Genomic DNA, 12,433 nt, shown 5'->3' with positions numbered 1-12,433 from the left:
ACCCATGCTAGTGAGTACCGTGTCCCCATGCGCGTGCTTGCCTTCCTCGACGGGACCCTGGCCGACCCCGAAGCCGCCCACCTGCGGGTGGACGATCTGGGACTGCTTCGCGGCGACGGCGTGTTCGAGACGATCCTCGTCGTCGACGGACGGCCCCGCGAGCTCCGCCCGCACCTCGAGCGGCTGGCCCGTTCCGCGGCCATGCTCGACCTGCCGGAGCCGGACCTCGCGGTCTGGGAGCGCGCCGCGCAGACGGTCATCGACAACTGGTCCGGCCCCGCCGAGATCGCGCTGAAACTGGTGTACACCAGGGGAATCGACGGCGATCCGGAGGCGAAGCCGTTCGGGTTCGCACTCGGAGTGGAGATCGACGAGAAGGTCCAGCGGGCCCGTGTCGAAGGCGTCGCGGCGATCACCCTCGAGCGCGGTATCGAGGCCGACCTCGCCGAGCGCGCGCCGTGGCTGCTGCTGGGCGCGAAGTCGATTTCGTACGGCGTCAACATGGCGGCGTTGCGGGAGGCGGGCCGCCGTGGCGCGAGCGATGTGATTTTCACCGCCGCCGACGGCACGGTCTTCGAAGGGCCGACTTCGACGGTCGTCCTCGCGAAGGACAAGACGCTCTACACGCCGCCGGCGACCATCGGCATCCTTCCGGGGACGACGCAGGCGGCGCTGTTCCGCGGCGCCGAGCGCGCGGGCTGGTCGGTCAAGGTCGAGCCGCTCAAGGTCTCGGACCTCACTGAGGGCGAAGGACTGTTCCTCGCCTCGTCGGTCCGCAAGCTGACCCGGGTGCACACGCTCGACGGCGTCGCGCTCACCGACTCCAGCGCGATCCACGCCGAGCTGGCCGCCGCGTACGAGAGCGAGTACGCGATCAGCTGAGCGTCGCGCGCAGCTTGGCGATGGTGCGAAGGATCTCGTCCCGGTGCTTGGCCGTCGTGATCCAGGCGGGCAGCCGGGCGACCAAGGTCATGCCGGGACGGTTCCCGAGCCCGCGTTCGCGCAGCTTCGCCGCGACGAATCGTTCGAGCAGATCGAGGTGACGTTCGTGGAACGCCCAAAGGGTGTTCCCGCCACAGCAGTCGGCGCGCAGCCAGAGGGGTTCGCGGAAGAACGGGTCGACCGGGCGGTTCCACCCGAGGTAGTCGGGCTCGGGGCGAAAGCGCACCAGAGCGCAGCCGACGCAGGTCAGCCGTTCGTGAGTGACCGAGGCACGGCCCGAGCAGCGTGGACAGACGACCAGGATCGGCTCGGCGGCAAGGTGCCTGAGCCGAATCTGCGGATCGCGGAACCGCGGGCCGTCCATCAGCCGAGCGGGCTGATGATCAGCAGGTGCGGCAGGATCTCCTCTTCGCGGTAAGCCGCGATCTTGTGGTGCCCGTCGAGGATCACCGCCGCGTCGGTGGTCTCCAGTACGACCGCGACCGGCCGGTGCCCGCTCTTGATCGCGGTCCGGTAGTAACCGACCCGGGACACGTCGGCGGGCGGCCAGTCGGCGCTCGGGGTCAGGTAGCGGTCCTCGGCCAGTCGTTCGGGTCCGGTGACCTGGTACTCGCCGTCGGCGAAGAGATCGAGAAGCGGGCGGAGCGTGTCGCCGAGCGGACGCCGCATCTGGCCGGTGGCCAGCGCGATCCGCAGCGACTGCGGCAGTTCCGGTTGGGTTGGTACCGAATTCGTGTCGATGACACCCGTGCCACCGTCGACCTTTACCTGTTCCACACCCTCGTGGACGAGTGAAAGCGGAGAAGGGTTCCGGGTCTGGCCTGCGCGAGGGCCGGGAGTGACGCCTGTCTCACCACGGCCGCCACGGGATAACCACCGGTAGTCGGATGATCCGCCAAGAACACCACCGGCAACCCGTTCGGCGGAACCTGCACGGCACCGGTCAACAGGCCCTCGCTCGGCAGTTCCCGCTCCGCGTATTCGGGTCGACGAGTCAACGCGGGGCCGTCGAGCCGGAGCCCGACGCGGTTGGATTCCGCCGTCACCGTCCAGGTCTTCGCGAGCCCCGCCGCCGGATCCTCGAACCAGTGCGCGCGCGGGCCAGGATCCACGCGCACGACCAGTTCCGCCGGTGCCTTCGTGGGCAGCACGACGTCGGCTCCGCCGGACACGGACGACGGGTCGAGCGGCAGGACGTCGCCCTTCTTGAGCGGCGCGGGGCCGATCTCCGAAAGGACGTCCCGCGACCGGCTGCCGAGTTCCGCGTCGACCGTGATGCCGCCGGAAACCGCCAGGTAGCACCGTAATCCGGTGGCAGGCGCGCCGACCGCCACGACCTGTCCCGCCGCCAGCCACACCGGAGCGTGCGAGCCGACGGGACGCCCGTCCACCTCGACGGCGACGGAAGGACCGGTCACCGCGACCGTGCAGGACGTCCTCGCGCGCAGCCGCAGCCCGCCGAGCAGGCATTCCACGCCGGCCGCGTCCTCGGCGTTGCCGACGAGCCGGTTGGCCAGTTTCAGCGCCGGGACGTCCAGCGCGCCCGACGGAGGCACGCCGAGATGCGCGTAGCCGGGCCTGCCGAGATCTTGGATCAGCGCGAGCGGGCCGGTCTCGACCACTTCGAGAGACCTCATCCGGCGCTCCGGAACCGCACGCGGTCGCCGGGCGCCAGCAGCGCGGGCTTCTCGGCGCGGGGATCGAACAGCACGGTCCGGGTGTGCCCGATCAGCCGCCAGCCGCCGGGCGAGACGCGCGGGTACACGCCGGTGAACTCGCCCGCGATGCCGACCGAACCCGGTGGCACGCGAGTGCGCGGAGCGGGCAGCCGCGGCTGCTGGAGTGGCTCGGGAAGTCCGGTCAGGTAACCGAATCCGGGCGCGAACCCGGTGAACGCCACGGTGTAGACGGCGCCGGTGTGGAGCCGGACGACGTCCTCTGTGGACACTCCGGCGTCCCGTGCGACGAGTTCGAGATCCTCGCCGTCGTAGGTCACGTCGAGGGTGATCTCGCGGGCTTCGCCTTCCGGCGGATGGTCGAGGTCGGCGTCCGCCAGCAGTTCACGGACGGCCGCGAGCGCGCCCGAGCCGGGGGTTTCCACCACGAGCAGGCTGCGCGCGCCGGGAACGAGTTCGGTGACGCCGTCCGGACGCGCGGAGGAGATCATCGCGTGCGCCGCCATCGACTCGGCCAGGGAAGCGCAGTCGAGCAGGGCGGCGTGCTCGCCGTAGGCACGCCACCGCATCGGAAAGTACGTCAGCCCACCACGCGACGCAGCAGCGCCGACGTGTGCGGCTGCAGTTCCTGGCCCATCATGGCGCGCTCCTCGACGTAGCCGAGTTCGCCGTTGACGATGCCGTAGAGCCGCTGAGACGCCGTGACGTCCTTGGCCGTCGAGGTGCGGACGACCGCGTCGGTGCCCAGTTCCCAGGCCGGGACCGAGGCCTTGCCGCGCGGCTTGCCGTAGAAGAGCTCCACGATGCCGGTGTTGTGCGTCAGCAGCAGTTCGATCGTGTCGTCGGCCTGCGGGCGCCAGAACCCGGATTCGCGCGCGGCGGGACGGATGACCTTGCCGTCCTCGTCGAGCAGCCAGGCACGCGCCTCGTGCGTGAGGAACGGGCGGCCGTCGTGCGCGATGGTCAGCTGCATGCCGAATCGGTACGGGCCCTCGATGGTCGGGTAGTCGACCTCGCCCTCGCCGCGCCACACGCCGACGAGCGGCAGGAGCGCCAGGCAGGCGTCGTTGAGGTTCGGGCCCTCACGCAGGTTCGCGGTGTCGCCCGGAATGGGCATGTCGTCGAACTGCGGAAGGTTCCGGTCGCGCGTGCTCTCCGCGCGCTTTTCCGCGGCCTGGATGGCCTCGTCGCCACTAGCCGTCATGGGTCAGCGCTGGTCCGCGTAAAGCCGGTAGACGACGTACACGGCGAACCAGGTGATCGCGACGCCGGCGAGCACCAGCAGGGTCGTAAACAGGATCTCCACGACACGCACCTTAGTCGCTACCTGCCCCGACAGGCCTGCCGAGGTCGCGTGGCAGTGCCCACACGCGCGTGAAGGCCCCCTTCCCGCGGCTGAGCCGAGGGAAGGGGGCCTTCACGCGCGAAAACGTCAGGCGACCGAGATCGCCAGCTGGTGCACGCCCGGTCCCTGGGCGGTCACCGAGGCCTCGCCGTTGCCGGAGCGGTGCAGCGCGCGCACCGTCCAGTCACCGGGGGCCGCGTAGAAGCGGAAGTCGCCGTCGGCCGACGAGACCACCTCGCCGGTGAAGTCGCCGCCGCCGTCGAGCAAGCGCACGAAGGCGCCGCCGACGGGGCCGTCCGAGCCGGTCACCTTGCCGGCCAGCACGACCTGGCCGCGGGTGTCGTAATCGGCGGGGGTGGCCTCCTGGACCGGCGCGCCGCAGCTGTCGTCTGCCATCACTTAGCTCCCAACTCGACCGGCACGCCGACGAGCGAGCCGTATTCCGTCCACGAACCGTCGTAGTTCTTCACCTGGTCGTAGCCGAGGAGCTCGTGCAGCGCGAACCACGCGATGGACGAACGCTCACCGATCCGGCAGTACGCGATCGTGGACTTCGCCTCGTCGAGGCCCTCGTCGGAGTACAGCTCCTTGATCTCTTCCTCGGTCTTGAAGGTGCCGTCCTCGTTGGCGACCTTCGCCCACGGGACGTTCAGCGCGCCGGGGATGTGGCCGGGGACCTGCGACTGCTCCTGCGGCAGGTGCGCCGGGGCGAGCAGCTTGCCGGAGAACTCGTCGGGGGAACGCACGTCGACGAAGTTGCTCTTGCCGATCTCGGCGACGACCTCGTCGCGGAACGCGCGGATCGACAGGTCCTGCTCCTGGGCCTGGTACGTGGTCGGCTCGCGCTTGACCTCGTCCGAGTTCAGCTCGCGGCCGTCGAGCTCCCACTTCTTGCGGCCGCCGTCGAGCAGCTGCACCTTCTCGTGGCCGTAGAGCTTGAAGTACCAGTACGCGTACGCGGCGAACCAGTTGTTGTTGCCGCCGTAGAGGATCACGCGGTCGTCGTTCGAGATGCCCTTCTCGGACAACAGCTTTTCGAAGCCCTCCTTGTTGACGAAGTCGCGGCGGACCCCGTCCTGCAGGTCCTTGCGCCAGTCGAACTTCACCGCACCGCGGATGTGTCCGTTGTCGTACGCGGTCGTGTCCTCGTCGACCTCGATGAACACGACACCCGGGGTGTCCAGGTTCTCCTCGGCCCACTGGGTGGTGACCAGGACGTCTTCACGGCTCATGGAGCTGACTCTCTTTCTGGGTTAGGACGCGCGAGGGCTGGGGCTGAAACGCTTGATGAGCAGGTACATCTCGCAACCGAGACAGAAGTTGAACGCCGCGTTGAGGAACGCCGCGAACAGCGCGAACGCCGTGGCGACGAAGCCGAGCGCGGTCAGGCCGGTGGCGAAACCGACGGTGCCGACGACCGCGAACACGAACCCGACGGCCTGCGCGAACCGCAGCGGGGCGGCGTCTTCGCGTTCGGTCGTCGGGCCGAGCCGCGGCGCGACCAGGTAGCGATAGATCAGGGAGTACGGCGCCGGCTTCAGCCCGACGAAGGCACCGATCGCGAACACCACCGCCTGCGCCGCGAGCAGTGGCCACCACTGGGTGATGAGCACGACCGCGAGCACGATCGTCGTCAGGATGGCGGCGAAACGCGGACCACGGGGGTCGACGGCCGGTCCTGCGGACATGGTTCCTCCTGCGAACGAGAGGGAAGGAGATGCGTGCCGGACGGGCACGCGCAGGCGAGGTTCAGCGAACGCCGGGACACAGGCTGCTGCGAACGCGGCACAGATCCACTGCGCGGCGCTGGGTCAGCAAGGTTCGGGGCAGCCTGTTCACGGGCACGAGGGTACGCAGAGCTCCCTCAGGTTGGGAACCGTGTTCACACCTTGGGACGCTTCCCAAAATTCGGGATCAGGCGTTCGCCAGATGGGGCTTCAGGGCTTCGAGAAGCTCCTGACCTCGGGGAACGCCGCCGACCCGGAAGACCTCCCGGCCGTCCGGGGTCAAGGCCAGCGTCGTCGGAGTCCGCAATATCGAAAGCGCCTGGGCGACTTCGGGGGTTTCGGTGACGTCCAGATCGACGTGCGTGAGGCCGTCGGTCTTGTCCGCGAGCGCCGAGAGGATCGCGCGGGTGTGGCGGCACGGCGCGCAGAAGGTCGTCGAGATCTGGACCAGGGTGACGCCTTCGGGCGCGAGGGCGCCCGAGACGCGGCCGGGCAGGGTGGGCGCGCCGGGTTTGGCCGCGCGGATCCGGCCGTTACGCGCTCGCATCAGCACGCCCGCGACCCCGCCGAGCACCAAGACGCCCAGCAGCACCCACACTCCGGTCATCCGCAAGTCACCCCTGAGGCTTCGCTCCGCTGAAGGCCACGTTCTTGCCTTCACCCTTGATGGTCACCGAGCCGCTGTTCACGCGCACCGAGGTCGGCGTCACCGAGAACGGCATCGCGCCGGTGTCGATGGTCGCGTTGAAGTTCGGCAGCAGCGCGTCCTGTACCGCCTGGGGAACGACGGTGGTCTCCTTGTCATTCCCGAACTGCAGCCGCTTCGGCTCGAGACGGATCTTCTGCCCGTCGAGTTCGATCATCGCGAAGCAGAAGATCTCCACCTTCTGCCCGGCGATCTGGACGTTGCCCGAAACCCGGATCCCGGCGCTGGCGGTGTCGACCGGCTCGCCGTTCTCGTTGGTCGCCGTCGGCTTCGTCTCGCCCTGGCCGCTGTCGCCGTTGCGGACGTAGTCCTCGGTGACCGGTTCGATCTTGAGGTTCTCGATCTTGTCCAGCGGCGCCTGCCGCGCGATGTCGGCGGCCTTGATCGTCACCTCGCCCTTGAGCGTGCCGATGACGATCGACTTCGTGTTGCCGGACGTCAGGTCCGACAACGGCGCCGTGACGTCGCTCATGTCCGCGTTGAAGTCCACGTCCCTCAGCCGCGGTGGAACGGCGACGCCCTGGGCGTTGATGGTGATGTGACTGTAGTCACCGGAAAGGGCCTGGGTCAGGAACGGGAAACCGTGCACCGTGACCGCCGGATCGTTGGCCAGGTCCAGCTGTTCGCGGGCCTTCTGGGAGATCGTGTGCTCGGCGAACGCCGCCGCCCCGAAATCGGCGCCGACCAGCAGCACCACGAGCACCGCGAGGGCGATGAGCCAGCCCCGGCCACGGCGCTTTCCTCGCTTGGCGGACCGCCCCGGAGAGGGTCGGTCGTCCTGCGCCACGGGCCTGCTCACCATTGCGTCGATTCTCCTTCGTCAACCTCTTTGGCCAGGTGTGATCGATCCAGCACGGGGTAGGTCCCCGGCTGTTCACCCGCTATTCTCACTAAGCACCGGCAGTCGCCACGTTCGAGGCGGCCACGATCCGAAGGCGGTGCGGCGATGAGCCTGGACCTTCTGGTACTGACCGCGGAAGCAGATGCCACCACGGTGTTGCCCGCCCTGGATCTGCTGCCCCACACCGTACGCGTCCGTGCTCCGGAAGTGACCGCGCTGCTCGACGCCGGCCACCGCGACGTCATCGTCCTCGACGCGCGCGCCGATCTCGCCTCCGCGAAGAGCCTCTGCCGTCTGCTCAAGGGCGCCGGTGAGGACGAGACCTCCACGCCGGTCATCGCCGTCGTCGGCGAAGGCGGACTGGTCGCGGTCAGCGCGGAATGGCGCACCGACGACATCCTCCTCCCGACGGCCGGTCCCGCCGAGGTCGACGCCCGGTTGCGGCTGGTCACCACCCGCGACGGCAGTGCCGCGCAGGTCGACGCCGAACTCCGCGTCGGCGACCTCGTCATCGACGAAGCGACCTACACCGCGAAGCTGCGCAAGCGCACTCTCGAGCTCACGTACAAGGAGTTCGAACTCCTCAAGTACCTCGCGCAGCACGCCGGCCGGGTGTTCACCCGCGCCCAGCTGCTGCAGGAGGTCTGGGGTTACGACTTCTTCGGCGGTACGCGCACGGTCGACGTCCACGTCCGGCGTCTGCGCGCGAAGCTGGGGCCGGAGCACGAGCAGATGATCGGCACCGTGCGCAACGTCGGCTACAAGTTCGAGCGTCCCTCGAAGGGGGCGGCCAAGCAGGCCGTCGCCCCGGACTCGAGCGTCTACGAGCCGAGCGAGTTCTCCGCGCACTGAGTCCCCCTTCCTGTCTGACAAGACGTCCAGGCGGGTGCCGGGTTCCCGGGTAGGGTCGATTTCATGCTCGATCTGGCTTGGACCGGTGAACCGGACACGGAAGAGATCCACGACTTCCTCCTCGCCGTGCGCGAGGCCGACGGCCGCCCGGAGGACTCCGGGTTCGACGGTGGGCGGCACCTCCTCGGCCGCGTCGACGGCGCGTTGGTCGCGTACGCGCATCTGGACACCGAGGGCGACTCGCACGGCAACCAGGTCGCCGAACTGTTCGTCCACCCCGCGCATCGCCGCTCCGGCCACGGCAGGGCGCTCACCAGGGCGCTCGTCGAAGAGACCGCGGGGAAACCGCTGCGTGTCTGGGCGCACGGCGACCACCCCGCCGCGGTCCACCTCGCCGGGACCGAAGGTTTCGAACGCGCCCGCGAACTGCTGATCCTGCACGCCGACGTCGAAACGGCCGACTGGCCGGAGCCTGTGACGCGCGAAGGGGTCACGCTGCGCACGTTCGTCCCCGGGCAGGACGAGGAAGCGATGGTGCGGGTCAACGCCCGCGCCTTCGACTGGCACCCCGAACAGGGCGCGCTGACCGCCGACGAGGTCCGCGCGACCGAGAAGGACGCCTGGTTCGACCCCGAAGGCTTCTTCCTCGCGGAGGAGAACGGCGAGGTCATCGGCTTCCACTGGACGAAGGTCCACGAGGCGGTCCCCGGCCGGTTCGGCGGCGAGCCCGCCGGCGAGGTCTACGTCGTCGGCATCGACCCGGACGCGCAGGGCGGCGGCCTCGGAAAGGCCCTCACGCTCGCCGGGCTGCGGTATCTCCGTGATCGCGGACTGGGGCAAGTGATCCTTTACGTCGAAGGGGACAACGCGCCCGCACTCGCCGTGTATTCGAAGCTCGGCTTCACCCGATACGAGGTAGACGTTCAATACGCACGGTAACGGCGTTCACACGGGCGGCACTTGACCGGTCACGGAGAGCAGACGCGCAGGTCACGGGCGGGACACGGGTCACTTTCGGAGTAGTCGCGCTGCTCACATCGGCCGCCTTGTTCACTTGCCGTTCACCCTTAGACGGTCGCCTGTCCACTGTCGGTGCTTAATGTCCGGGTCCGGAAGGAACGCTCCCGTTCCACCGATCCGGCGAAAGTCTCCCAGTGGAGGAAATGCAGTGAAGATCATGCGGCCCGCGGGCGCGATCGGCATCGTGGCCACCGCCGCCCTCGTGCTCGGCGCTTGTGGATCCGACCCGGCGGCGACCAAGCCCGGCAGCACGGGTGCCGCCGCCGCTCCGAGTGGCGCGGCCAACGTCGAATGCGGCGGCAAGAACCCGCTTTCGGCCGAGGGTTCGTCCGCCCAGAAGACCGCGGTCGACATCTTCGTGCAGGCTTACGCCGCCAAGTGCTCCGGCCAGAAGGTGAACTACAACCCCAGCGGTTCGGGCGCCGGCATCAAGCAGTTCAACGCGAACCAGGTCGACTTCGCCGGTTCGGACTCGCCCCTCAAGGACGAAGAGGCCGAGAAGGCCAAGGCCCGGTGCGCCTCGGACGCGTGGAACCTCCCGCTCGTCATCGGCCCGGTCGCCGTCGCGTACAAGGTTTCCGGGGTCGACAAGCTGACCCTGACCCCCGAGGTCACCGCCAAGATCTTCAACGGCGGCATCACCAAGTGGAACGACCCGGCCATCAAGGCGGTCAAGGGCAACGAGAGCGTCAACCTGCCGGACAAGGCCATCCAGGTCATCTCCCGCACCGACGAGTCGGGCACCACCGACAACTTCCAGAAGTACCTGAAGGCGGCCTCGAAGGGCGCTTGGACCCAGGGCGACGGCAAGAAGTTCAACGGTGGCGTCGGTAACGGTGCCGAGAAGTCCAACGGTGTGGCCAGCGCGGTCAAGGCCACCGACGGCGCCATCACCTACGTCGAGTCCTCCTTCGCGAAGGACGGCCTGAACGCCGCCCTGATCGACAGCGGCTCCGGCGGCGTCGAGCTCACCGCCGCGAACGTCGCCAAGTCCCTCGACTCGGCGAAGTTCAAGAAGGAAGGCAGCAACGACCTCGCGCTGGACCTGAACTCGATCTACTCCAGCAACGTCGCGGGCGCCTACCCGCTGCTGCTCGCCACCTACGAGATCGTCTGCTCGAAGTACGCGGACGCCGAGGTCGGCAAGGCCGTCAAGGCGTTCCTGAACGTCGCCGCCACCGACGGTCAGAAGCCGCTTTCGGACAAGGGCTACGTGCCGATCCCGCAGAGCCTGCAGGACAAGGTCCTGACCGCCGTCAAGGCCATCGCCTGACCTGTCGACGACCTCTAGGTTGATCAGTAAACAGGCTGGACAGAAGTAGTCGATGAGCGATTCGTCTTCGCCCAGAACGCCCACCGGCGACCCCGGTGGGCGTTCTGGCGTCCGCGAGACCTTCACGGAGGACCCGATTTCGGAGCAATCTGCCGCGTCACCGCCCGAGCAGTCCTCGGTGCGCCTCGCGAGCCCCAATTCCAGGACGGTGCGACCCGGTGACCGCATCTTCCAGATCCTGACCACCGGAGCCGGCGTCTTCGTCGTCTCGCTGATCGGCCTGATCGGGCTGTTCCTGCTGGTGCAGGCCATCCCGGCGCTGCAGGCCGACAACGTGAACTTCCTGACCAGCCAGGTCTGGCAGACCACCCCGGACGACATGCGCTTCGGGATCATGGGCCTGCTGCTGGTGACGGTGTACTCGTCGCTGCTGGCGCTGATCATCGCGATGCCGATCTCGCTCGGGATCGCCCTCTTCCTCACCCAGTACGCGCCGAAGCGGCTGGCGCGGCCCTTCGCGTACGTGATCGACCTGCTCGCCGCGGTTCCCTCGATCATCTACGGCCTGTGGGGCCTGATGGTCTTCGCGCCGGCGATCGAGCCCTTCTCGCAGTGGGTCAACGACACCTTCTCGTGGATCCCGCTCTTCGCGGCCGGCAACGTCTCGCCGGATCTGCGGGGCACCATCTTCACCGCGGGCATCGTGCTGGCCGTGATGATCCTGCCGATCATCACCTCGCTGTCCCGCGAGGTGTTCGAGCGGACCCCGACCCCGCATATCGAGGGCGCGCTGGCGCTGGGCGCCACCCGCTGGGAGGTCATCCGCACCACGGTGCTCCCGTTCGGCAAGGCGGGCTACATCGGCGCTTCGATGCTCGGCCTCGGCCGCGCGCTCGGCGAGACGATCGCGCTCGCGATCATCCTGACCGGCGCCGTCGGCCGCGAGTTCACCTGGAGCCTCTTCGACGGCGGCGCCACGTTCGCCTCGAAGATCGCGGCGGACTACGCGGAACTCAACAACGAGATCTCGGCGGGCGCGTACATCGCGGCGGGTCTCGTGCTGTTCCTGCTGACGCTCGTCGTCAACTTCATCGCGCGATCCGTCATCGCCAAGAAGGGGGACTGAGCATGTCCACCACGCTCGAGAAGACCCCCGCCACCACCCCCGCCTTCCAGCAGGTCAGCCTGGCGAGGAAGGTCAAGAACGGCTTCGCCACGACGTTGATCTGGCTGTCGTTCCTGATCGCCGTCGTGCCGCTGGTGTGGCTGCTCGCCACCGTGGTCATCAACGGTGTCAAGCGGATCCCCTACAGCAACTGGTGGACCGAGGACTTCGGCTCCGTGCTGTCGGACGAGGTCGGCGGCGGCGTGCTGCACGCGGTCATCGGCTCGGTGCTGCAGGGCCTGGTCTGCGCGATCATCGCGGTCCCGATCGGCATGCTGGTCGCGATCTACCTGGTCGAATACGGCCGCGGCAAACTCGCGAAGGTCACGACCTTCATGGTGGACATCCTCTCCGGTGTCCCCTCGATCGTCGCGGCGCTGTTCATCTACGCGCTGTGGATCACGACGTTCGGCCTGCCGCGCAGCGGTTTCGCCGTGTCGCTCGCGCTGGTGCTGCTGATGATCCCGGTGGTCGTGCGCTCCTCGGAGGAGATGCTGCGGATCGTCCCGGACGACCTGCGCGAAGCCTCCTACGCCCTGGGCGTGCCGAAGTGGAAGACGATCATGAAGATCGTCCTGCCGACCGCGCTGTCCGGCATCATCGGCGGCATCATGATGGCGCTCGCCCGCGTGATGGGCGAGACCGCGCCGCTGCTGGTCCTCGTGGGGTACTCCGCCTACGTGAACTGGGACATCTTCGGTGGCGAACAGGCCGCACTGCCGCTTCTGATGAACAACGAACGGGTCAGCAACCCGTTCGACGAAGGTACCGTCGCGTTCGACAGGATCTGGGGAGCGGCGCTCACCCTGGTACTGATCATCGCGATCGTGAACCTCCTCGCCATGCTCTTTGCCCGTCTTGTCGCCCCGAAGAAGAAGTGAGCTGT

Annotated in this window: 16 protein-coding genes; 6 read left to right on the top strand and 10 right to left on the bottom strand. The window is 68.4% G+C overall.

Annotated features, from left to right (window positions below):
- Positions 1–27: 27 nt before the first annotated feature.
- Positions 28–882: an aminodeoxychorismate lyase gene (locus AB8M46_RS09755; protein WP_394360112.1), complete on the top strand. Its 855-nt coding sequence runs from the start codon at positions 28–30 to the stop codon at positions 880–882.
- On the opposite strand, the gene AB8M46_RS09750 is transcribed toward AB8M46_RS09755, so the two are convergent.
- From AB8M46_RS09750 to AB8M46_RS09705, 10 genes are all read right to left on the bottom strand, one after another.
- On the bottom strand, positions 875–1,306 hold the full coding sequence (locus tag AB8M46_RS09750) for a TFIIB-type zinc ribbon-containing protein (protein ID WP_394360111.1): 432 nt from the start codon (positions 1,304–1,306) through the stop codon (positions 875–877). The two genes, AB8M46_RS09755 and AB8M46_RS09750, sit on opposite strands and share 8 nt — an antisense overlap.
- The gene (locus tag AB8M46_RS09745) at positions 1,306–1,719 is read right to left on the bottom strand and encodes a hypothetical protein (RefSeq protein ID WP_037334753.1); all 414 of its coding nucleotides are present in this window, start codon (positions 1,717–1,719) and stop codon (positions 1,306–1,308) included. Before AB8M46_RS09745 ends, AB8M46_RS09750 begins: the two co-directional genes overlap by 1 nt.
- Positions 1,707–2,579, bottom strand: a complete 873-nt coding sequence (locus tag AB8M46_RS09740) for a biotin-dependent carboxyltransferase family protein (RefSeq protein ID WP_394360110.1) — start codon at positions 2,577–2,579, stop codon at positions 1,707–1,709. Before AB8M46_RS09740 ends, AB8M46_RS09745 begins: the two co-directional genes overlap by 13 nt.
- Complete coding sequence (gene pxpB, locus AB8M46_RS09735) at positions 2,576–3,187, bottom strand: 5-oxoprolinase subunit PxpB (RefSeq protein WP_394360109.1); 612 nt, start codon at positions 3,185–3,187, stop codon at positions 2,576–2,578. The genes AB8M46_RS09740 and pxpB overlap by 4 nt, the downstream gene beginning before the upstream one ends.
- 11 nt (positions 3,188–3,198) lie before the next feature.
- The gene (locus AB8M46_RS09730; protein WP_037334760.1) at positions 3,199–3,822 is read right to left on the bottom strand and encodes an FABP family protein; all 624 of its coding nucleotides are present in this window, start codon (positions 3,820–3,822) and stop codon (positions 3,199–3,201) included.
- A 228-nt stretch (positions 3,823–4,050) separates the two neighbouring features.
- Positions 4,051–4,359, bottom strand: a complete 309-nt coding sequence (locus AB8M46_RS09725; protein WP_037334762.1) for a DUF1416 domain-containing protein — start codon at positions 4,357–4,359, stop codon at positions 4,051–4,053.
- Positions 4,359–5,195 (bottom strand): sulfurtransferase, encoded by an 837-nt coding sequence (locus tag AB8M46_RS09720; RefSeq protein WP_394360108.1) that lies wholly within the window; start codon positions 5,193–5,195, stop codon positions 4,359–4,361. Before AB8M46_RS09720 ends, AB8M46_RS09725 begins: the two co-directional genes overlap by 1 nt.
- A 21-nt stretch (positions 5,196–5,216) precedes the next feature.
- Positions 5,217–5,651, bottom strand: a complete 435-nt coding sequence (locus AB8M46_RS09715) for a DUF4395 domain-containing protein (RefSeq protein ID WP_125733089.1) — start codon at positions 5,649–5,651, stop codon at positions 5,217–5,219.
- A 226-nt stretch (positions 5,652–5,877) separates the two neighbouring features.
- Positions 5,878–6,297, bottom strand: coding sequence for a thioredoxin family protein (locus AB8M46_RS09710; protein ID WP_037336208.1), 420 nt, complete (start codon positions 6,295–6,297; stop codon positions 5,878–5,880).
- A gap of 7 nt (positions 6,298–6,304) precedes the next feature.
- Complete coding sequence (locus AB8M46_RS09705; RefSeq protein ID WP_081975722.1) at positions 6,305–7,198, bottom strand: DUF2993 domain-containing protein; 894 nt, start codon at positions 7,196–7,198, stop codon at positions 6,305–6,307.
- A gap of 144 nt (positions 7,199–7,342) precedes the next feature.
- On the opposite strand from AB8M46_RS09705, the gene AB8M46_RS09700 reads away from it, so the two are divergent.
- The 5 genes from AB8M46_RS09700 to pstA all read left to right on the top strand — a co-directional run bounded on the left by AB8M46_RS09700 (position 7,343) and on the right by pstA (position 12,428).
- Complete coding sequence (locus AB8M46_RS09700) at positions 7,343–8,089, top strand: response regulator transcription factor (RefSeq protein ID WP_037334769.1); 747 nt, start codon at positions 7,343–7,345, stop codon at positions 8,087–8,089.
- Positions 8,090–8,152: 63 nt separating this feature from the next.
- Positions 8,153–9,028 carry a mycothiol synthase gene (gene mshD / locus AB8M46_RS09695; protein ID WP_037334771.1) on the top strand — a complete coding sequence of 292 codons (876 nt, stop codon included), beginning with the start codon at positions 8,153–8,155 and terminating at the stop codon, positions 9,026–9,028.
- 229 nt (positions 9,029–9,257) lie between these two features.
- Positions 9,258–10,382 (top strand): phosphate ABC transporter substrate-binding protein PstS, encoded by a 1,125-nt coding sequence (gene pstS, locus AB8M46_RS09690; protein WP_037334774.1) that lies wholly within the window; start codon positions 9,258–9,260, stop codon positions 10,380–10,382.
- A 208-nt stretch (positions 10,383–10,590) separates the two neighbouring features.
- The gene (gene pstC, locus AB8M46_RS09685) at positions 10,591–11,508 is read left to right on the top strand and encodes a phosphate ABC transporter permease subunit PstC (protein WP_016338002.1); all 918 of its coding nucleotides are present in this window, start codon (positions 10,591–10,593) and stop codon (positions 11,506–11,508) included.
- A 2-nt stretch (positions 11,509–11,510) separates the two neighbouring features.
- Positions 11,511–12,428, top strand: a complete 918-nt coding sequence (gene pstA / locus AB8M46_RS09680) for a phosphate ABC transporter permease PstA (protein WP_037334778.1) — start codon at positions 11,511–11,513, stop codon at positions 12,426–12,428.
- The last annotated feature ends 5 nt before the right edge of the window (positions 12,429–12,433 follow it).

It is taken from the genome of Amycolatopsis sp. SB7-3 (assembly GCF_041021335.1).
Lineage (GTDB): Bacteria > Actinomycetota > Actinomycetes > Mycobacteriales > Pseudonocardiaceae > Amycolatopsis > Amycolatopsis japonica.
The sequence above is the reverse complement of the archived record's forward strand: the minus strand, read 5'-3'. Positions and strand labels throughout refer to the sequence as shown.